The organism is Haloarcula halophila (assembly GCF_029278565.1).
GTDB lineage: Archaea > Halobacteriota > Halobacteria > Halobacteriales > Haloarculaceae > Haloarcula > Haloarcula halophila.
This window is the reverse complement of record NZ_CP119561.1, coordinates 36,475-59,219: the sequence shown is the minus strand read 5'-3', so window position 1 is coordinate 59,219 and position 22,745 is coordinate 36,475. Positions and strand designations below refer to the sequence as shown.

Below are 22,745 nucleotides of genomic sequence, written 5' to 3'. Positions count from 1 at the left end.
TAGAATTTTAGTACATGAGCGTCGTTAGCATCTCGATGCCCGAAGCGTTACTCGAACGCATCGACGAGTTCGCCGACGAACACGGGTACAGTGGTCGAAGCGAGGTCGTTCGCGAAGGCACACGGACGCTACTCGAAGAGTTTCAGGGGCAAAATATCGACGGACAGAAACAGATGTGTACAGTATCGGTGGTCTTCGAGTACTGTCAACCCGCCGTCCAACAGCGTCTCACGGGAGTACGCCACGAATACGATGCTATCGTCTCCGCGACTACCCATGCACACGTCCAGGACCAGTACTGTATGGAGTTATTCGTCCTTGAAGGGACCACGGAGGCACTATCTGGCTTCGTCAATACCGTCCGGGCAGTACCGGATGTCCAAGCGGTGGATTACTCGATTACCTCATTCGGAAGAGATCCCATTGATCAGCACATCGAGTCGTGAAGGCAAGTTGAAATCCACAGGAACGGATAGGCGCCGCGTGCTTGTATTCAGTGAGATAGGGCAGCAGCAGTTCGGACAGAGGGTGCAGTTATCTGCATGGGCGGCATCTGCGTCCATATGCCCGAAGAGGTCCTGTTCAAATCGGAAAGCGACCAGAGTCGAGAGGAAATCGCAGCGTATCTTCGCCGTGTAGCCGATAAATTGGAACAAGGAGACGGAATCACTCTGAAAGCGGGATCCGATTCCGTGACAATGGAGCCGCCAGCTCGCCCGACGTTCGAGGTCAAAGCCGAACGTGAGGGGCCGACAGATGGACCCGGTGAATTGAGTATCGAGTTCGAACTCGAATGGGACGAGAACGGCGCTGATGGAGATCGTGAGAGCAGTCAGCTGGAAATCGAGTGAGAACCAGCCGTGAGTACAGCCTAGTGCTCCGCGAGGAGCATCAGTTTGACCCGACTCACCGCATCGAAATCGCGCAAGCGATAGGTGAGGTCCCGGACACGCGGTGCCGGTCCGCTGCAGAAGAGTGTCTCGAGACACCATTCTCCTTCATGGATATGATTCGTGGTCGTGATGACGTCCTGAAACTGATGTTGTACGTCGTGAATCTCTTCGATAACCGCTTCGTGTTCGTAATCGAACGCGATGATAACGACGACGTCGCCTTCGATATCCTCCAGTCTGGTGTGTACCTCGATATACTCCTGCATCGCTTCGCGGACACCACGCGAACGTGAATCTAATCCCTCTGCCTGCCACGTCTCATCGAACTCGGAGAGGAGGTCGTCGGGGATGTTGAAGCTCGTGCGCATTAGGTGTTAATCTGTACCCCACACTTATGAGTTGTTAGCAATTGAATCTGCTAGATTATGATAGTGGCCGACGGTGGGTGAATCATTTTTCCGGTGTTCGAACACACCGTGCTGTAACGATATGGCGGCGAAAAGACAGTCTTCAGGGTGATACAGGCCTGTTGGTTCGTATTGCTTTCACTCGTCGAGTCGCAACGGCGAGTATTGTCGCCAGTATCGTCAGCGCAACAGCGCCCGCAGCTGCAATCTCGTGTGCCGGGGAGACGTGCTGGACGGTGCCGTTCACAATCGGTTCGACCGGCAACAGGGTGTGATGCGGTGTCCCGACAATCGGGACGAAGTAGTCGACAAGATCGTTGAATCCGTACCAGATTACGGCAACGAGAATCGCTCGACCCGGAAAGTCACTGTAGCGATGGATGAGGAACGCTTGGACGACCATCCCCAAGTGTGAGACGAACAGGAAGGCGTACATCACGTTCGAGGCGAGTTCTCGTCCGAACAGTGGAACGACCTGCGGTGGTGGCGTCACCGTCGCGAGAAACGCGTCTGCGAACACCGTCAGGACGTACGGCGTCCAGAGGCCGAGTTTGATACAACCGAAAAACGCCAACACGTTCAGGTACTCGTTCGACCGGCCGAGTTTGTACAGCGCCAGCGAGCAGGCGATGAACAGCGTAGCCGTCGGACTGTCCGGGACGACCGGCCACGCGACGACCGGCTCGAGCTGGAACTGGGGGATGTAGTACCAGAAGCCGAATGCCGTTCCCGCGAGGTTGATCGCGACGATTACCCACGCGTACTGCAGGGCAACGGTCTCTATCCGCCGAGGAAGTGGCGCGAGATACCGAGGAGGCGCTCAGTCGTGTCCGCGCCCATCTGGAGAGGGTGTCTGTGTGGCTCCCAGGTTGTCGGCTTCTGTGAGGAGCGCCACCAGATCCGCTTCAGTCACTGGCTGTTCGGTCGCCCCCAGCCCTGCATCGCGAGCCACACGAACCGCACTCGGCGGGTGAAGGTTCGCGTCCGCCAACAGCTCGTCGTCGTAGAACACCGCTCGGGGCGTTCCGCTTCCAACGACGTTGCCGTCGGCCATCACACAGACTCGATCTGCGACTTCAGCGGCAAATTCGAGGTCGTGCGTCGACAGGACGACGCTGATACCGTCCTCGTGAATCTGCTCGATTCGCTCGGCGACCAGTTGGGACCGCTCGGGGTCGAGCCCTGCGAGCGGTTCGTCCAGCACGACCACGCTCGGTTCGAGGACGAGCACGCCGGCGAGGCCGACGAGGCGTTTCTCGCCGCCGCTTAGATAGTGAGGAATCCGGTCTTCGAGGTGGCCCGCGTCGACAGTCGCGAGCGCCTCACGAGCGCGCGCTCTCGCTTCATCACCGGGGACGCCGTAGTTCTGGAGGCCGAACATCACGTCATCGAGGACCGTGGGCGCGACGAGTTGCGTATCGGCGTCCTGGAAGACGAAGCCAACTTCTCTCCGTGCGTGTGCCTTGTTGTCTTCGGTGATCGGCGTGCCGTCGACGACGAGTTCGCCGTCGTCGGGAACGAGCGTCGCGTTCAGGTGTTCGAGTAGCGTCGACTTCCCGGCACCGTTGCCGCCGACGAGTGCGACGACTTCGTCGGGGTACACCGAGAAGTCGACATCGTGCATGCCGACCGTCCCGTCGGGGTAGGTGTGGGCCTCACACTGAAGATCGACGAGCGGTGAATCGTCTCGACTCACAGTCTCACCCCGTAGACCGCGACCGCTGCGTAGCCGACGACGGCAACATACGAACCGACCACGATGAATAGTTCGTGGATCGGTGGCCGCGAGACGTCGCCGTACAGCGTGATGTCGCCGTTGTAGCCACGGGCTTCCATCGACTTGACGAGTCGTTCTGACTGCTCGATTGCCGACAGCATCGTCATGCCGAGGATTCTCGCGTACAGCCGTTTGTTCGACCAGAACTCCGAGAAGTTCGCACCCCGAGAGAGCGCGGCTTTCACTAGATCCTCAAGCGTCTCGATCATGACGAACGTGAACCGATAGGTGAGCAGCGCGATCTGGTCAATCGGCCGTGGGAGCAACCGCCCGAGCATGTACGCCACGTCGGTGTATTTAGTCGTCATCGACGCCATCAGGGCGAACGTGACGACCGTGAGTGATCGACAGCTGAGCTCCCCGAAGAGCACGAGCCCTGCCCACGTGACAGAAAGTTCACCGAGCGGCGTCGAGAGTGCGCCACCGATCGGCGTTCCCGGTTCGAGAAACGCCAGCGGCCCGGCGACCGAGACGATGAATAGCATCGGGAGCGTGTACCAGCCAGCGAGTCGTCGGTATGGCAGTCCCGCGAGTCCATAGACCACCAGTACGGCTCCGTATAGTCCGGCCAGGAGCGCAAGGCGGTCGAACACCGTGACGGCGAGGACGAGTGCACCGACGACACCGACCTTCGTCCATGGATTGACGCGGTGTAACGGTCCGTCTCGCCGTTCGGCGAACGCCGTGATGAGCCGCGGATCGGGAACGTGGTTCGAGAGTGTCGTCACGGTTACCGAGCTGGGCGTTCTCCGTCCTCGAAGCCACCGTAGCGGTCGACGTAGACGTACAGTCCGATACCGAGGACAACCAGTACGAGGACGATCGCGCCGAATTCGAGCATCATTCCGCCCTTCCGAATGGGGCCGGCCACCACGATACCGCGGCCGAAGTCGACAAGCGAACCGCCACCCTCCTGCACACCGCGCTGGAGGGCTTTCGCTGAGCGTTTGGCCCACGGCAGTGCGCCGCCGGTTGCGGTGAAGCCCCAGTAGCCGGCTGCGAGGAAGGCTGCGAACAGTCCGAGGAGGCCGCCGTACTGCTTCCAGCGCTGCATCAGGCCGTCACCCCGGTCGGCTCCTCCTGGGTGTCACGGTCGGCGAGGCCGACGAGGTCGGGGCGGACGGACGCGAGGAACTGGACGATGAAGCCCGTCAGGATCCCCTCGATGACGGCGACGCCGAGGTTGAGCCCGACGAGACCAGCGACGGCAATCGTCAGATCACCACGGGGGAGCGCGCTTCCGTTCACGCCGCTGACGACGATGATCGCTCCCATCAGGAACGCGCCCGCCGAGAGGCCGAGCGTCGCGGCACTGGCGCTGGCGGGGAAGACGTCCCAGTCCATCCCCATCAGCGTCTTGAACGCGTAGTAGGCGACGATGGCTTCGCTCGCGTTGACGAGCGTATTCGCCCCGAGGAGGCCGACTGCACCGTGGCCGAGCGCTGCCGAAAAAATATTGACGACCAGTGCGATGAGCGCTCCGAGCAGCGGGCCAGCAAGAATCCCCACGAGGCCAGTGAGGTTCATGTGGATGCCACCCCACACGGGGATGTTCAACTGGAAGATCGCGAAGCTCGCGGCCGCTCCGATGCCCGCGAGCGCTATCTGGTGTGTCTTGATGCCGCCCTTCCGAACTCGGTAGACGACGGCACTGATCAGTCCGGCGCCAAGCAGCGTCCAGAGTACCAGTGCCCATAGCGGGAACGAGCCTTCTCCGAGGTGAATGTGTGCCATCTCTGTTTTGCCAATTTTGGTAGCGATTATAATAAAGTTGCTGTACTAGCCCACAGTAGATAACAATCATAGCGTAGAATGGCGGTTCGTCTTGATAGAGAAGGGAGCTAACTTCCGTCGCCGCAAGTGATTTCGAACCTATTACTCGCGGATCTGTTCGTTCATGGCATCGACAGGTACGACCGTGTATTCGACTGAAACTGACTCGTCTGCTCCTCGAACGGTTCCGATGAATCGCAGGACGTCGTCGTACGCGGCTTCGATGACGAACGTCTCGACACAGCCGGCGTTGCCTTCGAGGCAGGTGTGGGAGTTCGACCGGATTGACGCTTCGAATTCGTGGCGGATATCCATCATCCGGCGTTCGATCTCCGGCTCGTCGTATCCGAAGACAGCCGTAACTGTCGCCAATACCCGCCGATCCTCGTCGTCTGTCTCTTGGTACTCTTCGAGCAGCGACTGGCACGCTTCGCGGATGACCTCACTTCGTCCGGTGTAGCCGTGTTCTTCCGCAAACGTATCGAGATCGTCCCGGAGTCGCTCCGTCATCGAGGAGCTCACGATGGGCATATATTAAAAATTGTCTCGAAGATAATAGAGATAGCGGTCTAGTAAATCGCTGTTAATAATCTTGCTGTAAGAGCGTATCAGTGGCTAGTGTCGACAGGACTTCCGAGCGCATCCCTAATTCGCGCGACGTGGTCCACGAAGTCACGAGAGGTCCGTTCACGTGGGCGCTCTAAGTCAATAGAGAACGTCGACTGCACGGTTCCCGGGTCGGCATCCATGACGACCACGCGATCAGCGAGGGTCACTGCCTCGTCGATGTCGTGGGTGACGAACACGACGGTCTGTCCGGTTTGCGTCCAGATATCGAGCAATTCGGCATGCAAGCGGTCGCGCGTCCGAGCGTCAACACTACCGAACGGTTCGTCCATCAAGAGGATCTCTGGATCGGGGGCGAGCGCGCGAGCGATACCGACGCGCTGTTTCATGCCGCCGGACAGCTCCTTCGGGTACGCGTCCTCGAAGCCGTCGAGCCCTACCAGGTCGATTAACTCCCGGACCCGTCCCTCGCAGTCGGGACAGTCACAGGCGGGCCGGTCAAGGCCAAACCGGATATTCCCGCGGACGGTTCGCCACGGGAACAGCGCGTACTCCTGAAAGACCATCCCCCTGTCCAGCCCAGGACCGGTAACCGGATCTCCACCGACCAGTATCGACCCACCATCCGGATCGTCAAGCCCGGCGATTGCTCGCAACAGCGTCGTCTTCCCACACCCCGAGGGACCGACGACACAGCAGAACTCGCCCTCCGACACCGAGAACGAGACGTCATCGAGCGCCTGCGTCGACTCGTATGACCGGCTGACGTTCTGGATAGTGATCTTCTCACGTGAGTCTCGACCGGTAGACGAGTCCGAACTCAGCGCCATGCGAGGACCCTCCGTTCGAGTAGTCGGAACCCGACGTCCATACAGAGGAACGCCAGGCTGATGAGGAACATGTAGGCGACGCTGGTCGCCATCGCGAGATTGTTCGAGGCGTTGATAATCTCGTAGCCGACGCCTGGTGCGCCGAACAGCTCGGCACCGACGACGATCATCCAGCAGCGACCAATGCTCGTCCGGAACCCAGTCAGCACTTGGGGTGCCGCACTCGGGAGCGCGACGAGTTTCAGCATCGAGAGGTCGCGCTCGACGCCGAGCGTCGATGCGGCATCGGTCAGTTCGGTCGAAACGCCCTCCACGCCACCGTAGGCGCCGTAGAAGTTGATCCAGAACGCGCCGACGAAGACGATGAACGCCGCGCCAGTGTGGTGGATGCCGAACCAGACGATGGCGAAGACGACCCACGCCAGCGGCGGGATCGGTCGCAGTACTCGGACGAGTGGTCGCAGCCAGTCGTCGAGCACACCGTTCCAGCCCATCGCAAGGCCGAGACTGATGCCACAGAGCGCGCCGAGGAGGAGGCCGGGAACGTAGTGGAACAGCGTCTGTGCGAGGTGTGCGAGCCCAGTCGGTAGTACGAGACTCGACCCCAGAACGGGAACGACAATCGCCGTTGAGGTCGCAAACAGGTCGATAAACGCGTGTACTGATTCGAGGGGGCCCGGCACCAGATACGACGGCTGGGTCGTCATCGCGCCAACCCACCAGACGAGCAGGAACACGACGAGACCGCCCAAGCCGCGGAGATACCGCCGCAGATCCCCCTCGAAGCTGCCGGCGACCACCGCGTTAGAACTGGTGTCGGTACGTGTACTCATTCCTGAATGGCGTCGTAGGGGTCGAACGCGAACAGATTTTCAGTCGCGACCGGATCCTCGATGTTGCCGACGTTGGCGACGAACTCGCCCATCGTCGCGGCCTGGTCGGTGATCGCGTGCGGGTTCGAGATGAATTCGGATGCCTTCGAGTCTATGGCGGCCGTCGCGAGGTCCTCGCTCACGTCGGAGCCGATGACCGTGGCGGCGTGGGCGGCGGCCGCATCCGGTGAGTCCGCCGTGAACTCGGTCGCTGCGACGTGCTGTTCGACCAGCGATTGGGCGACGGCGCTGTCGTCGAGCACGTGCTGGTTCGCGAAAAGCACCGTCACCGGGTGGGCTTCCAGTATATCTCCAGACCAGGCGAGTTCGCCGAAACCGTCATCTTGGCCGATGACCGTCGCGAACGGCTCCTGGATGATCGTCGCGTCGATATCGCCCGACTGGATCGTCTGGACCGCCTTCGCTGGCGGGACTTTTGACTTGTTGATTGCGGACTCCACCTCCCCCACGTTCAAGTCTTCCTGGATCCAGTATCGGAGGAGGATGTCGGGGACACTCCCGTCCGGTGGGGCACCGAACCGGACCTTGCGGCCGCGCTCTTCCTCGAAGCGCTCGAACATGGCTGGGCCTTCCTGTTCGTAGAAATCGACGAGTTCGGTCGTCCCCATGATCTTGAAGCCATTTCTCGAGTTCGCCGCGAGGATACCGGCGTTGGTCCCTTTGTCAACGAGGACCATTGCAGGAGTGATCCCGAAAAGCGCAGCGTCGACGTCCCCACTCGCGAACGCCTTGACAACACTGGGGCCGGAGCTGAACCGCTCTATTGAGACATCTGCCGGAACGTCCTCGTAGTACCCCTCTTGCTCCATCACGTAGTGTTGCATGTTCGGGTAAATCGGGACGTACGCGACCGTGACGGAATCAAGTGATGCACCTCCCTGACCGAGACAGCCAGCAATTCCCGTCGCAGCAATCGTGGATGCGCCTGCCTTCTGGAGTAGACTTCGGCGCGAGATTTGAACCATCAGTATTGCTAACTCTAGAAGTAGTTCTAATAATACCTGTGATTCTAGCAAAAGTAGTTAATACTGATAGAGGATAGATTTCGGAGATGTTGCAGAGTTAGCGTGAATTCAGCGGGAATCCCGCGAGCGACCGCAGGGAGCGAGTGGAACGAGCGGAAGGAAGTGGACTCGCCGGAAGGGGCAGAACAGTATCAGTTCATATCGGCCAGCGGGCCAAAGTCGTCGACGGGTAGCACTGAGTAGTCGATTGTGAGCGTGTCCTTCGTCGCTCGGATCTTCCCGACGAACGTCGAGATCTCTTCGAGCGACCCTTCGAGTACGAACAGTTCCATGCAATGATGGCCGCCGACGTGGCTGTGGAAGTTCGATGCGACGATGTCCTCGTGCTCGTGGCGGAGGTGCATCATCTTCTCCTCGACGCTCGTCGTTTCGTAGTCGAAAACCACCGTGACGACGCCCATCAAGTCTCGATCTTCAAGTTTCTTATCCTCGAACTCACCGAGGAGATTCCGGCTTGCTTCACGAAGTACCTCACTGCGGCCAGTATAGCCGTGGTCGTCGGCGAACTGGTCGATTCGGTTAAGCAATTCCTCCGGCATCGAAACGCTGACCACACTCATATAACAATATGGACTACAAGAAATATTAAGGATTATCATTTTCAGCTGCGGCATTACAGTGATTATGGATATGCCCTCTCAGGATAGTGGGATACCGGCACTCTAAGAGACACCGAGTTACTTCGAAATTGTCGAGTGTTGCTGAAGCGAATATCAGGGTTAGTCGGAAGCTTGTGACGTATCTTGTTGGAGCGGAGAAGACAGAAGGTACGCATCAAATCCATCTTCCGAAGTTGTGGTTCTGCGCGAGGTCATTCGTCGCCGAGTTCCGAGAGCCGAGCCTGGATTTCCTCGGCATCCGCCTCAGAGAGCGCCTCAACACCGAACTGAACGAGTAGCGGGTAGAAGTGGCGGTTCTTCTTGAACTCGTCCTGGCCCGCCTTGCGGAGCTTTAGCTGGGACTCGAGGTAGGTATCCTCCATCTCGTCGAGGACATCGTCGGGAATGTAGATCGTCCGCCCATTCCACTCGTCCTTGATGTTCGTCTTCGTTTTGCTCGTTTCGTTCGTTTCACTCGTTGAAGTCGATTCGGTCGTTTCGGTCGATGAACTGGTTTCCACCGTTTCACTCACCTCACTCGTTTCGCTGGATTCGACCTCATCGTCCTCCTCCTCGTAGTTGCCCTCGATGCCGGAAGCATCACCCCAGCCATCGCTCATGCTTCCACCTCCTCAGGAGCAGTCTTGTCAAACGTCTCGTCGAACAGGTCGGCAATCTCGTTGAACAGGTCGCGTGCATCCTCGACGCGCTGGTTCTCCTTGCCGAAGCCAAAGACGGACACCCCCTCGCCGATCGACTGGGAGAGGTCGGTCCGCTTCGGGATCTCGAACACCGGGAGGGAGTACGCCGACTTGATCTCCTCGATGGTGTCGCGGTGTTCAGCGTTCTGCTCGACACGGTTACAGACAATTGCGAGCCGATTGATGTCTCCGTACGCCTGTTCGAGGGAGCTCAGCTGCTTTGCGAAAATCTGGAGGCTGTTGGCGTTGAGCTTCTCGGGAATGACGGGGATGACGACGTTGCCGGTCGCGACGAGGGCGTTGTCGGTGAGGACGTTCAGTGATGGCGGCGTGTCGACGATGATGTAGTCGTAGTCCTTCTCGAGCTCGTCGAGTGTCATCTCCAACCGCTCGCGACTCTTCGGCGCCTCAAGCAGCGTCTGGATGTTCTTGTTGTTCGCGAGTTTCTCGCTGGCGGGAAGGATGTCGAATTCCTCGTGCTCGACGATGATGTCGTTCACCGACTCCATCTGGTCGAAGTCAAGGACGTCGAACAGCGTCGTACGGTCGGTATCGTAGTACAGGTCGTTGTAGCCAAGCGAGCAGGTGAGCCCGCCGTGATAATCGATATCGACCAGGAGGACGTCGTGGCCTCGGGCGGCGAGTGCGCCGCCAGTATGAATGACGTCGGTTGTTTTCCCCGCGCCCCCTTTCTGATTCGCCACCGTGATTCGTGCGGTATTGGTGTCGGTCATTATCTTCGTTTCGCTCGTTATGTTCGTTTCGTTCGTTTTGGTCGTTTAGTTCGGTGCGTTCGGTGAGGGTGTTTCACTCGGTGAGAGGATTACTACAATGTTAAAACCAACTGTTCGTTCCACTCGTTGAGTATAATTCGTTCATTCCTATCACATCATTCATTTCGCTCGTTTTGTTCGTTACGTTCACCGAACACTCTCTGTTTCAGCGTCGGACCAGCTCGTTCCGGTAAATTCGTTCATTACGCGAAACACTCTCGATGCGTTCGTTTCGTTCGTTCTGTTCGTTTCTCAGAGACTCCCACCCAGGGTTCGTCCAGATCTATCGCGAGGTGAGCGTATTGGCGAAAACGGGGCTTAATCTACCAAATCCACCATTGACCGTAGTTCAGATTCAATCTCCGTCATCTGATCCGGCACCCAATGGAATCGCTCCTCTATCCCCTTGTCAGTAAACCGGAGTGAAGCTCGTACGTCACGGTTCCGGTCATGTTGGAGGAGGGCGAGAGCGTACGCGAGCATCTGTGGTCGATAGTGCTCCGCGAGTTCATCCGATGTCGTAGCTGAGAGGTCGTTGGTCTTGTAGTCGATAATGTGGAATGCGTCCGGCGTGACGAGCAGCCGGTCGATATCACCGACAATCCGCGACTCATCGATTCGAGCGACAACAGAGTATTCGTCGTAAATATTCTGAAGCTGGGTATCGGACTCGATGTGATCAACAAATTCGACTGCATCTGCAGCGTGGTTGACAGCATCACGGAGGTCCGATTCTGTCGGCTCCTCACCAGCCATCTGACTCAAACGACGGATCAGGGTGGTCCACTCGTCTCTCGGTGGACGAAGTTCGTTGATCCGGTGGACGACCGTCCCAAACGTCGTTGGACTCAGGCCGGCCGACTCCTCACGCTGAGAGTAACTGTGACCGTCTGGAGACGCATCCGCCACCGCATTCACGAGGGTCGTAGCCGCGATCCGTTTCGCCGGCGCTAACGACGGCGGTGACGGAATCGATATCTCCGGCGCTGAATCAACAGCGTCGTCGTCGGTGTACCAGTCTACTGGGCGCGGCGGTCTGCGAACAGTATAGCTGGCTCCATCTATCTCAGCACGGGCCTGTCCGTCACGAACCGCCTCGCCGACGAGTGCTCCGTCGAGGAGGGCTGGCTGTAACCAGTCGCGCCACCGGTCTGCGTCGTCGAAGGCTGCAGGCTCGCCGAGTTCGATTGTATCGGACTCGTCGACACCGATGTCGTGCGTGCCGCAGAGAAGGAGGTGATCCCGCGTTCGTGTACACGCTACGTAGAGGAGGCGTTTCGACTCCGCCCGCTCCTGTGGACGTGACCGTCGGTCGGCGTACTCGTGGACGGCCGTCTTCTCGATGGAGAACGCATCGCCCGGATTCGGCCCGCCGACCGCCGGCACCGGCGGCGCGTCATCAGTTCCGTCCACGAGTCGAACGTAGCCATGGTCGTCGACGGACCGACCGAAGTTGAGATCACTCCCGAGATCGGGGACGGTGACGATCGGGAACTCAAGTCCCTTCGCGGAATGGATCGTCATAATCCGGACGCCCTCGGCGTCACCCGGAATATCTGCCTCCCCTCACGAGGGTCGATCTCGGCTTGGCGGTCGATCCGGTGGAGCAACCCGGCAGCTGTGTGAACACCATTCTCGCTCCAAGTACGGACCTGGTCGCGGAACTTCTCGACGTTCGCGACGGCCTGTCGACCGCGTTCATCTGCACTCACACTTGCCAGATACCCGGTGTCGTCGATCACCCGGGACAGCAGGCGGTTCCACGGGAGGACGCCATCTTCGGACGGCGTCGCACAGCCGCTGAGAGTCCGCCACGTTGTGAGGAGGTCGAACGCGTCCGCGAGCTGTGGATCGTCCGTCTCGGCGAGCGCGTCCCACACTGAATCAGCCTCTGCGACCGCCGGTGCGAGGCGATCATCCGCGAATCCGAACAGCGGCGACCGAAGCACCCCGTAGAGGGAGACGTCGTCCTGTGGATCACCGAGTACTCGAAGCAGGTTCGTGAGCGCCTGGACCTCAGGCGTATCGTAGAACCCGACGCCACCGACGACAGTGTAGGGGATGTCGTACTCCTCAAGGGCGCGCTGATACCGATCCAAATGGGTTCGCCGGCGGAGGAGGATTGCCGTGTCGTCCGGCGTAGCGTCGCGATGGACACCTGTATCGGGGTCTTGGACTGTCGGCGGATCGTCGAACAGGTGGGTCAGTCGAGCAGCGAGCGCTTGCGCCTCGGCCTCGATAGTGTGGTCCAGCGCGCCTTCGGCGACCGGATGGTCGTCGCCGAAGAGCTCCGCTGCCGTATCGGCGTCGTCTGGGACAGCAAGATACTCGACACTCCCGGTCAGTCCCTCGATGTCCTCAACACGGTCGCGCTGCGTACTCAGTCCCTGAGGTGGCGCTTCGTAGGGTTCGTGGGTATCACCTTCTGGTTGGAACAGGTACTCGAAGAGCTCGTTCAGGAATGATAACGGCTCGTCCAGCGTCCGGAAATTCCCGGAGAGTTCGAGGGCGGTCGGACTCTCGGCATCGCTGTCGGGAACGTCGTCAACCCCACGAGCCTCGTTGACGGTCTGGAGTTCTCTGCGCGCATCCCCGAACGTCGTCACGTCGGCCCCACGGAATCCGTAGATGCTCTGTTTCTCGTCGCCGACCAGGAAGACGTTCGACGCCGCCTGCTCGTCAACGCCCGTGAGGAGCTTGACCAACTCCCACTGACGCGGGTCCGTGTCCTGAAACTCGTCGACCATCACGGCCGCAAACTGCTCTCGGAGCCGCTCCGTGACGGCATCGTTCGCTCGCAGGAACTCAAGCGTTGTCTCGATCACGTCGGGGAAGTCGAGCGTATCGCGTCGCTCCTTCTCGTCGGTGTAGGTTGCGAGGACGTCGTCGAAGACCCGCATCAGAGCCAGCGCGTAGTGAGCGCTATTCGCTTCCAGCTCCCCCGGCGTCGTCTCGACTGCATCCGCGTGCGGTTCGACGGCCGCGATGACCGCGTCGATAGCGTCCTTCAGGTCGTCGTAGACGTCACCGTACTCACCCCAATCGTCCCGGTCACCGACGACGTACCCCGAACTGCTGTACAGGCCACCGTTCTTCTTCTCACAGGCCTCGTAGAGGTCGAGGATTGCCCGTTGACAGTCGCGAGGATCACTTTCCTCCGGGTCGGCCGAGAGTGTGGTCGCGACTTCGGTGAAGGTCCGGTAGGCTCGAAGACCGTCTTCGTCGGCGATAGCGCCCTCGCGGTCGACACGGCCCGCAACCGTGCGTAGCTGCTCAAGGAGTCCGTCCGCATACAGCGTCTGTCGAGCGTCGGCAACGTCGAGATCACAAACGACCTCCCAGCAGATATCGACGTAGTCGTCGACTTCGGCGTCACGCCACGCCTCGAGGACAGCCTCGCTCTGTGGGCGCTCATCGAGTAGTCCAGTGAGTACATCGACCAACTGGTCGCGACTCCAGAGCTGGGCAAGGAGCTCCACGTCGTCATCGTCCTGGTTGCGTTCGAGGAACTCCGTCACGACTTCGCGTTGGAGTGTCGCGGCGCCGTCTTCGTCGAGCACGTCGAAGCCGAGCGGGACCGGAGCCTCGACGGCCCGTTCTCGCAAGAGCCGGGTACAGAACGCGTGAATGGTGTGGACATAGCCGTCCTCCAGATCGTCGAGGACGTTTCGCCAGCGGTGGTAGGCCTCTGGTGAGTCGACAGCCTCGAGCCGATCGTACACCTCCTCCCGAACGCGCTCGGTCAGTTCGGCAGCAGCCTTTCGTGTGAAGGTGATCGTGACGATGTTCTCCGGCGTGAGTGACGGGTTCTCGGCCAGTATCGTGACGTACCGCTCGGTGAGCGTTGTCGTCTTCCCTGTCCCGGCGCCGGCAGTGATCGCGACGTTCCGGCCCTGGACGAGCGCGTCCTCCTGTTCCTCCGTGAGCTGAATCTCCTCGGGTTCCTCAGTCATCGCTCATCACCGTCTCGATGTCCTCGTCGTCGCGAACACGCAGCGGAACGTACGCTGCGTCGTCCTTGTGAACCGCGTCGACGAACTCCCGCTTGCGGTGATGGCGGACATCGCACGCCCGACGGTAGTCACAGTATCGGCAGTTCGCTCCGCTGGCCGAGAGAAGCGTCGTGTGGAACCGTCCGTTGCTGATCGCCTCGTCGATCTGGCCCAACCACTCCGGAACGACATCGTTCAGGAACCGGCGGAGTTCGACCTCTGAATCGAACTTCGATTCGACGCCGCGTGGAACCTTGAGGTCGTTTGGCGGTCGCACCTGATAGTACGTCGCCGAGAGCGAGCCCTCCGCGAACAGGTCACCGTCGACGACGTTGGCCGCAGCAAGCAGATAGATAGGGAGCTGGAACTTCGTGCCGCCGGTCGTCTTCGTCATATACGGTGCTCGCCCAGTCTTGTAGTCGTAGAGCGTGAGCGTCGGTTGTTCGCCATTCCGATTCACGTCAACGCGGTCGATGTAACCCCGAATCGAGACAGTCGAGCCGTCCGGTCGCTCAACTGTGAACGGCCCAGCATCCGAGTCGGGAAGTCCCTCGCCGAACGGGGCCTCGAACAAGTGTGGGCGGTCAGCGCCGTCCCGCGAGAGTTCGTTGTCGAGGAAGGTAGCGAACAACCCCTGTTCCGGTGCGTCGTGAGGTTTGCTCCCGGCCTCGTACGGAGCACTCTCGCCGTCACCCAGGCCCGCGAACAGCTCCGCCTTCCACCGTTCGTAGAACAGGCCGTCGTACTCAAAGTCAGCATCCCGGAGTTCTTCGACAGCAATCTCGCGAAGGTGTATCGCCAGGTCGTTCCGGTCGAACTCGGTGAGGTCGACATCATCTTCGGTTTCGTCCTGTAGATCCGCGAAGAACCGTTCGAGGACGTCGTGGACGTACGATCCGGTTTCGAGGGGCGTAGGGACGACCTCGACGTCGTCGGGATCCTCGATTCCGAGCACTTCGTCGGCGTAGAACTTGAACCCACACTCGACGTATCGCTCGATCCGACTCGCGCTGTAGGGTTCTCGTTCCGACGGAGGATAGACCTCAGCTACGGTCTCGGGTTCTAACACGCCGTCGTGTTCGGAGAGGCCAGCCGTTCCCCTGTTGTCCGCACAGTGGAGTCCCCGATCCGTGCGCTTGGTCTGCTCGGGGGAGAGGTCACCTCGGTCGCCGGCGTGGCTGACTGCCGCACGCCGGTTCGTTGTTGCGGCGACGTGCCGCTGAAGGTCTTCGCGGGAGCCCACGCGGTCATCGACGCCGTCTTCGGGTTCGATACCTGTTACGCGCTGGAGTTCGTCGAGCACCGGCGACCGGACGACGGCGGATTCGTCATCGCCCGTCTCTTGTGTGGTGATCGTGAGTTCGTCGACGTTCGCGAGGAGCGTCGCGAAGAGATAGCGCCCCCGGAGGCGCTCGTCGCCAGTGTCGAACCGCGGATGGGCGTCGGTCATCTCCTCGAAGAAGGCCGGGCGTTCCGGCGTTACCGGGAAATGCTCGCTCGTCAGGCCCACGAGGAACACCTTCTCGAACGAGCGCATCCGGGCGTCGAGCAGCCCCATCACCTCAACGTGACCGCCAGCAGCGCGCTGTGGAACCCGAATCGGCACGCCATCGAACGCACGGGTGAACAGTGCCAACGGAGAGAGGTCGCTATTGACTGCCGCCAGCGACTCGAACGAGGAGAGGACCTCGTCCACGAGGTCGTAGGCTCGCTGTTCGACGGCTTGCTCGGCGCCGCTGGCGTAATCCTCCGTCGCCGCCTCCAGGTCGAACCGTTCGTCCAACAGTCGTCGGAGCGTCTCGGTCGCATCCTCAACGTCGCCTGTTTGGAGCGTCTCTAGCGTGGCCAGCAGCTCCTCGATCAGTGCCGCCGCCTGGTCGTCGACGTCATCGAGCAGGGGTGATACAGAAACCGTGTCGCGCCGGCGAGCAGCTGCCGTGACGGCGTTGGCTTGGTCGGTGTCGACGACGTTGACCAATGGATTCGCTAACAGGGACGTGAGGTCCTCGGCCCGCGGGTCCGGTTCAGCGAGGTTTAGGAGGTCGTGTACAACGCTTCCGGTGAACGTCCGGTTCAGCTGTGAGGCGGCAGTCGTGACGTGCGGGATGTCGAACGTATCGAACGTGTCCTCGACGTACCCCGAATAGGCCTCGGTCCCCGGGACGACGACGGCCAGGTCGTCGGGGTCGCGACCACTGGCTAACTCAGTCCGGAGTTCACGAGCGACGAAGCGAACCTCGCGCTCGGGCGTCGGGAGTTCACGCCATCGCAGAGTGTCTGGAGCAGGGACAGTGTCCGGGTCCGGGCGGTAGAGCGCCTCGGTAATCGTTCCGAAGGCCCGCCCTGACTCGTTGAGGGGTTCGAGTTCTACTGCCTCAAAGTCCAGCGCTTCGTAGACATCCAGCGCATCTTCCGCAACGGCGTCGACTCCGCTCCGGCCATCCTGGTGGAGCGGCAGCAGTGCGATCATCGGAAGTTCGTCGGCGAGGCGTTCGATGAGGCGGCGTTCGACAGGACGGAACTCGTGATATCCGGAGAGGAGGACGACATCCAGTTCCGGGGAGAATGTTGAGAGTGACTGCTCCGTCGTCGCGACGGCGTCGAACATCTCTCCCCGAGTACAGACCCACTCGTCGACGTTGTCAGCGTGGAGATTCCGGTAGTGTCGGTACGCGTCGACAGTGGCTTTCGCAATACGGTCATCGAGAGCGGAGCCCTTGAATTCCGCTACGAGCGCGTCAGCGGTCCCGACGCCGGCGTCGTCGAAGAGTGAGAAGCGGCTACTGAACGAGTCAGCGAGAGCGGCAGAGGCCGGTTCGCCGGCGAGTGCACCATCTCCATCTGTTTCGGCTGTGGTTCTGTCAAGCGCGTACTCCGCCAGCCGGCGGTTCAGCTGCCCGGAGAGGGGTTGAACCGGACCGTGGAGATGCTCATACCACTCCCGAACGACCGCATCGAGCGTCTCGGCACGAAGACGGAGGGGTTCGTGGGATGCGGCCCAGCGGTCCTCGACCATACTCCGGCGAGCGTCGTTCCGCGTTATGTAGAGGATACTCCCCAGCGAATCGGTTGCAATGTCATCAGCCCGCTGAAATGCCCGTTGTTCCAATTGGGCGTGTTTCGGACCGGTGAGAAGCGTTGAATCCATCGAACACTCCCTACCAAGATATCGGTCTCACTTCACTCTTGGCGAGACTGACAGCTTAGGAGCACCATAATTTGCTCACGGAGATATAAAAGGAATCTAGAATTCCCTCAACGAGCGCTATTCACCAGATCACCGGCTCGGAGGTCTCTTGCCGCGTTCAGTCTATCTGAATCGCCTTGCTAGCGGCGTCAAGTGGATCTGTGTAGAAGACAAGCTGAAGCTGATCGAGAAGCTCGTCCGGTATCTTCGCCATATCCTCCTTGTTTTTGGCTGGCAGTAACACTGTCTTAGCCCCGGAATCTGCTGCTAATTGTAGCTTGTCGACCAGAGAACTCACGGCGACCAACTCCCCCATCAAACTCATAGCACCCAGAACAACTGCCTGAGAGCGGACAGGCCGGCCAAGAATACCTGAAACAATCCCTACAAGCAAGCCGACACTCGTCTCGCCGCCCTCGTTTGCGTCGGAGGGATTGAGCACTTGAACATTAATGTTGTACTCTTCCAGCGTCTCATCGCGGCGGAGTTCTCGCATATTTGCCTGGAGATAATCGCACGCCGTTTCGAACGATTCTTTCATGTCACTTCCCGGAGTCCCCGAGATATTCGTCTTACCTGATCCTGGGAGTGCCTGTGTTTCAATTCGGAATGGTGCGTGGCGACCCTCGCTGTTCCCGATTGTGTAAACCGTCCCAGGTTGCTGTGTTCCTGGGGGAATGAGTGTCTCATCGGCCTCCTCCGGAACCGGCACGTAGATTTCCTCTTTCGTCTCAAGATCGAGGTACGAGAACTCCACTGCTCGATATTCCATTCCTCCCATCCGCTTCAGTTGCTCCTTCACCCTTCTCCGGCCCTCCATTGCGAATTCCAGGTATTCGCGGAGTTCTTCCTTGGTGTACTCCCCATGCGGGTGAAGTAATTTGAGCAGACCAGAGACGGTTTTCCGGACAGCCCTTTCGTCTCGTTGGTTCAGGTGATCGCCGAATGCAAACTCCTCGTTGATCACGTCGCTGTAGGATTCCTTTCGGAGTTCGCGCACGAATTCGGCGAAGTAGTCCACGATAAATCCGAACTGGTCACCGAAGAACTCGGAGCGCATCTTCGGAACTTCCCATCCGGGAAGATAGTAGTGGAAGCGGTCGATAAGGGCGAGATCCTGCATATCCTCGGGGAACGGTTCAAAGAGATGGGAGCTCTTGAGAACGCCTTCGACGTCGAGGTCGATGTTTCCGACGTAGACCATCGAAGCCTGTGCAGTGAGCTCTTCAGTTCCGCGGGAGAAGCTCCCGGACTCCATGTAGTCCTTGAGCATCTGGACTGCTTCGGAGTCGCTGAACTGGAGCCCACCGACTTCGTCGAAGGCGACGACGTCCCAGCGGCCGACGAGGCCAATCCGACCGGTGTTGAGATTCAGGAAGAGCTTTGCAACGGTCGTCTTACCGCCGGAGATGAGGATGGAGTGCGGGCTAATCTCCCGATACAGGTAGCTCTTCCCGGTTCCACGGGGACCCAGCTCGACATAGTTGTAGTTCGACTCAACGAGCGGAATACATCGAGTGAGGAAGAGGAACTTCTCGCGCTCCGAAAATGCGGAAGGATCGTATCCAATGCTTTGGAGCAGGAGGTCAAGCCATTCGTCGCGCGTGAATTCACGGCGACGGTCCTTCAGCTGGTCGAGGTCGAGATTCGAAACCTGAATCGGTTTGAACGAGTCGATTCCGAACAGGCTCTTCGGACTGTTTGCGTTATCGGGGAGGTATTCCAGGTCGATGATAGCCCACACACCGCCGCCGAGGAGCTTGGGATGTTTACTGACGAGATGCTCGTTGATCTCCACATCGCTCAGGCCGAGATTCACGAACGATCCGATGTAGGCATCCTGTTGCTCGTCGAGTCGGACGTTCACCTTGTCGATGACCCGGTAGCGCCCTCGTTCGCGCACTTCGCTTTTTACGAATTCGGCTTCGTCAGGCCTGACGAAGTGCTTCGACAGAATCTCTTTGACCTTTTCGAGTCCCTCCTCAAGTGATTCCTCATCATCCGTGGCGCAGTACTGCCCGATAAGGTACTCCAGAACGTAGGTGGGTACGTTCGCGCCAGATTTGATGTCCTGAACGAGATCCTTCCGGACGACGCGTCCGGGAAAGACGTCGAGTGCTTTCTGGTCGACGTCCTCAGTAGTCATTGTAAAGGAGGAACAGAGCCGGGGGCATATTGGTGTCGGTAAAACTGGGCCAATCCATTATCGACGACTGCTTCGAATCTACTCTCGGGCCGACCGGCACAAATCGTTGAGAACGGGCAGTGGTTAGACGTCGAATCCCATATCGTCATCCCCGAAGAGCAGATCGAGATTCACCGTCTGCTTGCTTATCGTCTCTCTGGTGTCCGTATCTATGACCTCGAATTGGACCGTGTCCTCTCCGGAGATCGCGCCTTGTTTGAGCCTGACTCTGGTGGTATTGGTTCCCGGCGAGATCTCCATCGAAGCAGGGTCTGCAACGGGCTCACCGTCGATGTTCGCACGAACTTCCAGAGTCGGTGCTGGGTCGAAGGCAACTTGACCGCTTTTGGCCTCGATTTCCACAGGGACAATGGAGTTCGTGATCGGATCGGGGATGGAAACGTCGTAAGTGATCGACGCGCTTTCCTCGATTCCTTCGGTCGTTACGGTGAGACACGGGACAAGCAGCTCTTGGAGAGAAATCCCGCCGTGGAAGTAGCGCATGTTCCCACCCTGTGCCTTGAAGCACGCGACACTTCGGGGGAACAGCAACTTCAGGTCGGGGGCATCGATTCCGAGGTCAGAAAGCGCATCGGGGTCGATCTCGATGAACTCGTCCGTATCGACGAGTGGAGTATCGCTGTCGGCAGCGGCGAACCGTCGCTTTACGATGGAGGCGAGGTCAGGGGATTCGACCTTGAGATCGTCAGATAGTCGGTCTGTGTAGAGGAACCCGTGATCGCTTGTGATGACGAATCGGGTGTATCCGGCTTGCTTGAGTCGCTGGACTGTACGTTCGACGTCGTCGACGTGCGAGGCGACTTGGCTGAACGCTTCGTCGTCGTCGAGATTCTCACCGAGTTTGTCTATCGTCCCGGAGTAGACGACGCGAGGAACTGGCTCGGACTCGGTCAGCTGCTCCAGCGAGATGTCGCTCACCTCGTCCATGTCTACGACTTCGAAGCCCGCGTTGCTGAGCCGTTCAATGCGGTCCGATTTGCCGTTCATCTCCTCGCCACCGCTGGTCACGACGAGGTCGTCATCGTCCAGAGAGAGTCCGAGTTCTCCGGGGAGGTGTGCTGCCATCCCAACTTCGGTAATCGACGGCAGCGCTGCACTGACAGCGCTCAGGTTCTGTTCGAAGTCGGTCTGGCGGCCGAGATTCTCCTTGATCGCTTCGGCGAGTTCGTAGCGCAGGCCGTCACAGATGATGATCGCCGTTCCGTTATCCAAGTCAGCGAACTCCTCGTAGAACGAGGCCTGGGGGGTTCCGAGCGTCGGATCGTCACTCAGGATATCGGCGAGCGGGCGATTGACGCCCTGGAGGAAGGACATGTAGTGTCTGGTGACCCGCCGTTTCACCACCGGTTCCTTCGGGTAGACGAACGTGGTCTTCCGGGTTGCATCGATATATCGCCGATAGGACGCGTCGATCTGCCACCAGCCGTCGTCGCCCGTGTAGGCCTGGGCGAGTTCTTCTGACGTGAGGGTCTTCGCCTCGTCCGCGTCGACGGTTCCAATCTGCTGGAGGGTTTCGATGGCCCGGGCAGGGACGGACCAATCGACGAGGTCCTCGTTGCTCCAGAAGCTGTTCTGGCGGCTCGTGACGGTCTGTTCGAGATCGGCGGCGATGTCGGGGAGATCAGCGTACGTCTCTTCGGCGAGTCGTTCCATCACGAGCCGGATGAGGCCCATGTCGATACCTTTGAACGCAGTAGCGTCCCAGTGGGCGCGTTCCGATTCCACGACGGTCTCCGCAAGGTCGTAGTCTTCCTCGATTCGTTCGGCGTAGCGCCGGAACTCGGCAGGGGCGTACTGCTGCCACTCGTCACAGAACGTCGCAGCTGCGCGGGTATCGTCCGCCGCGAGTTCGTCGTACCGGGACGTCGGTGCTCGGCTGGCCACCTCGCCGAAGAGAAGCTGAGTCGCTAGCTCTTTCGGGTCGAGCCCCGCCGTGACACCGTACTCCTCTCGGAGCTGGGCGTCCCAGGCGTCTGCCATCGCGTTGTCCTCAATTGTCTCACGATACTCTTCCGGGTTCGAGAGGTAGGCCCGTACCCACTCGTCCGTCTCCGGGCCAGCAGTGTCGAAGAGAACACAGAAGAACGCCAGGCGCTGAACCTCGCGGTTCTGGCCCCAGTCCTCGTAGGCATCGGGTATCTCCTCGTCGTGCTCGACGAGGAACTGCGTCACGGGCGTGTCGTCGATGTCCTGGCCTACACGGTACTGTCGCCCGAGTGCGTGGATGTCGCGGAACCACTCGGCCTCGTTCCTTGATTCAGGGATGTAGAACAGCCAGTTCTTCTCGTAGTTCGGGTCTTCTTCGTAGAGGCGGCGCTTCAGTTCGAAGTAGCTGCCATCGTAGCGCGCGAGCGTAACGTTGTCGAGGGCAGCTTCGACCTCGTCGAGGACGCCCTTGTACTTCTCCTGGGCGTCGTACCACACCCAGACCGGGTGTCGGTCGAACTTCTGCCGGAGTTCCGTGATAATGCTGTCCGCGAGATCTCCCATTAAAACTCCTTTCCTACGATAGGCTGAAGGTTGTTTCGGGTAGTCTTTCGTGCTTCGATTGGTGTCCATCCCTTATTCACATTACACCAGAGCATCTAAATCTCCCTTTAAGCTCTGAAATGCCTCCTCTGCCGCATCAATGTCCTTTGCTCCAGTGACGACCACTTTACCGGACGCAAATATCAATATCACTACTGGGTGGTCGTCAGGCCGAAAAACGAGACCTGGGAACTGTTCAGGCTCATACTCTGTATACTCTAATCCCAGACCAATTGCGAGCGCGTTTAGGTTCTGAACCTGGTCTAATTCTCCTGTACATACGTAATTCTGCATAGAGAACCATTTATCATCTGGTGTATCCAGTACTCCCCTGTCAGAAAGAAGTTCCAAGAAACGTCTTCTACAGTGGTAGGCTTCCTCTTCGGACGTTGATCCTGTAATAATATATTTTCCAGTTCTATAAACCGTAATCAGTGGCTCCACATCTTCGAGCCTTACATAGGCACCTGGGTACTTATCTGGATCAAACTCAACTTCCTCGAAATCGGCTGTTAGTCGATTTAGATCAATCTCTATCCCCAAATCACCCGACCCTACTGCGTTAACTACCTCTAAATCCATATTGGAGAAAC

At 59.2% G+C, this 22,745-nt stretch carries 19 protein-coding genes and 1 pseudogene; 2 read left to right on the top strand and 18 right to left on the bottom strand.

Features of this window, described 5'->3' with window-relative positions; all coding sequences use genetic code 11:
- The first annotated feature begins 14 nt into the window (after positions 1-14).
- Together P0204_RS18670 and P0204_RS18665 are read left to right on the top strand one after the other, a co-directional pair.
- A complete protein-coding gene (locus P0204_RS18670) occupies positions 15-446 on the top strand; it encodes a CopG family ribbon-helix-helix protein (RefSeq protein WP_276224263.1) in 432 nt (143 codons plus the stop codon).
- 117 nt (positions 447-563) lie between these two features.
- Complete coding sequence (locus P0204_RS18665; protein ID WP_276224262.1) at positions 564-851, top strand: amphi-Trp domain-containing protein; 288 nt, start codon at positions 564-566, stop codon at positions 849-851.
- A gap of 20 nt (positions 852-871) precedes the next feature.
- Here the strand turns inward: P0204_RS18665 and P0204_RS18660 are convergent, their stop codons facing one another.
- The 18 genes and pseudogenes from P0204_RS18660 to P0204_RS18575 all read right to left on the bottom strand — a co-directional run bounded on the left by P0204_RS18660 (position 872) and on the right by P0204_RS18575 (position 22,734).
- Positions 872-1,261, bottom strand: a complete 390-nt coding sequence (locus P0204_RS18660; RefSeq protein ID WP_159903723.1) for a CopG family ribbon-helix-helix protein — start codon at positions 1,259-1,261, stop codon at positions 872-874.
- Between the two features lie 142 nt (positions 1,262-1,403).
- Entirely contained in the window at positions 1,404-2,084 is a 681-nt protein-coding gene (locus tag P0204_RS18655; RefSeq protein ID WP_276224469.1) for a DUF1405 domain-containing protein, read from the bottom strand.
- 36 nt (positions 2,085-2,120) lie between these two features.
- A complete protein-coding gene (locus tag P0204_RS18650; protein ID WP_276224463.1) occupies positions 2,121-2,924 on the bottom strand; it encodes an energy-coupling factor ABC transporter ATP-binding protein in 804 nt (267 codons plus the stop codon).
- A gap of 68 nt (positions 2,925-2,992) precedes the next feature.
- Complete coding sequence (locus tag P0204_RS18645; protein ID WP_276224304.1) at positions 2,993-3,805, bottom strand: energy-coupling factor transporter transmembrane component T family protein; 813 nt, start codon at positions 3,803-3,805, stop codon at positions 2,993-2,995.
- Positions 3,806-3,807: 2 nt separating this feature from the next.
- Positions 3,808-4,131 (bottom strand): cobalamin transport operon protein, encoded by a 324-nt coding sequence (locus P0204_RS18640; protein ID WP_276224256.1) that lies wholly within the window; start codon positions 4,129-4,131, stop codon positions 3,808-3,810.
- Complete coding sequence (locus P0204_RS18635; protein ID WP_276224255.1) at positions 4,131-4,811, bottom strand: energy-coupling factor ABC transporter permease; 681 nt, start codon at positions 4,809-4,811, stop codon at positions 4,131-4,133. The genes P0204_RS18640 and P0204_RS18635 overlap by 1 nt, the downstream gene beginning before the upstream one ends.
- A gap of 141 nt (positions 4,812-4,952) precedes the next feature.
- A complete protein-coding gene (locus P0204_RS18630) occupies positions 4,953-5,360 on the bottom strand; it encodes a CopG family ribbon-helix-helix protein (RefSeq protein ID WP_276224253.1) in 408 nt (135 codons plus the stop codon).
- A 98-nt stretch (positions 5,361-5,458) separates the two neighbouring features.
- Positions 5,459-6,247 carry an ABC transporter ATP-binding protein gene (locus P0204_RS18625; protein WP_276224251.1) on the bottom strand — a complete coding sequence of 263 codons (789 nt, stop codon included), beginning with the start codon at positions 6,245-6,247 and terminating at the stop codon, positions 5,459-5,461.
- A complete protein-coding gene (locus P0204_RS18620; protein WP_276224249.1) occupies positions 6,238-7,080 on the bottom strand; it encodes an ABC transporter permease in 843 nt (280 codons plus the stop codon). Before P0204_RS18620 ends, P0204_RS18625 begins: the two co-directional genes overlap by 10 nt.
- A complete protein-coding gene (locus tag P0204_RS18615) occupies positions 7,077-8,105 on the bottom strand; it encodes an ABC transporter substrate-binding protein (protein ID WP_276224247.1) in 1,029 nt (342 codons plus the stop codon). Before P0204_RS18615 ends, P0204_RS18620 begins: the two co-directional genes overlap by 4 nt.
- A gap of 191 nt (positions 8,106-8,296) precedes the next feature.
- Positions 8,297-8,725 carry a CopG family ribbon-helix-helix protein gene (locus tag P0204_RS18610; RefSeq protein ID WP_159903741.1) on the bottom strand — a complete coding sequence of 143 codons (429 nt, stop codon included), beginning with the start codon at positions 8,723-8,725 and terminating at the stop codon, positions 8,297-8,299.
- Between the two features lie 251 nt (positions 8,726-8,976).
- Positions 8,977-9,384, bottom strand: coding sequence for a DUF8160 family protein (locus P0204_RS18605; RefSeq protein ID WP_276224246.1), 408 nt, complete (start codon positions 9,382-9,384; stop codon positions 8,977-8,979).
- Entirely contained in the window at positions 9,381-10,199 is an 819-nt protein-coding gene (locus P0204_RS18600) for a ParA family protein (RefSeq protein ID WP_276224303.1), read from the bottom strand. The genes P0204_RS18605 and P0204_RS18600 overlap by 4 nt, the downstream gene beginning before the upstream one ends.
- Positions 10,200-10,556: 357 nt before the next feature.
- Positions 10,557-14,191: pseudogene (locus tag P0204_RS18595) on the bottom strand (UvrD-helicase domain-containing protein).
- Entirely contained in the window at positions 14,184-17,246 is a 3,063-nt protein-coding gene (locus P0204_RS18590; RefSeq protein ID WP_276224302.1) for a PD-(D/E)XK nuclease family protein, read from the bottom strand. Before P0204_RS18590 ends, P0204_RS18595 begins: the two are co-directional and overlap by 8 nt.
- A gap of 289 nt (positions 17,247-17,535) precedes the next feature.
- A complete protein-coding gene (gene brxL, locus P0204_RS18585; RefSeq protein WP_276224245.1) occupies positions 17,536-19,563 on the bottom strand; it encodes a protease Lon-related BREX system protein BrxL in 2,028 nt (675 codons plus the stop codon).
- Between the two features lie 123 nt (positions 19,564-19,686).
- Entirely contained in the window at positions 19,687-22,113 is a 2,427-nt protein-coding gene (locus P0204_RS18580) for a PglZ domain-containing protein (protein WP_276224301.1), read from the bottom strand.
- A gap of 81 nt (positions 22,114-22,194) precedes the next feature.
- On the bottom strand, positions 22,195-22,734 hold the full coding sequence (locus P0204_RS18575; RefSeq protein WP_276224239.1) for a TATA-box-binding protein: 540 nt from the start codon (positions 22,732-22,734) through the stop codon (positions 22,195-22,197).
- Positions 22,735-22,745: the final 11 nt, after the last annotated feature.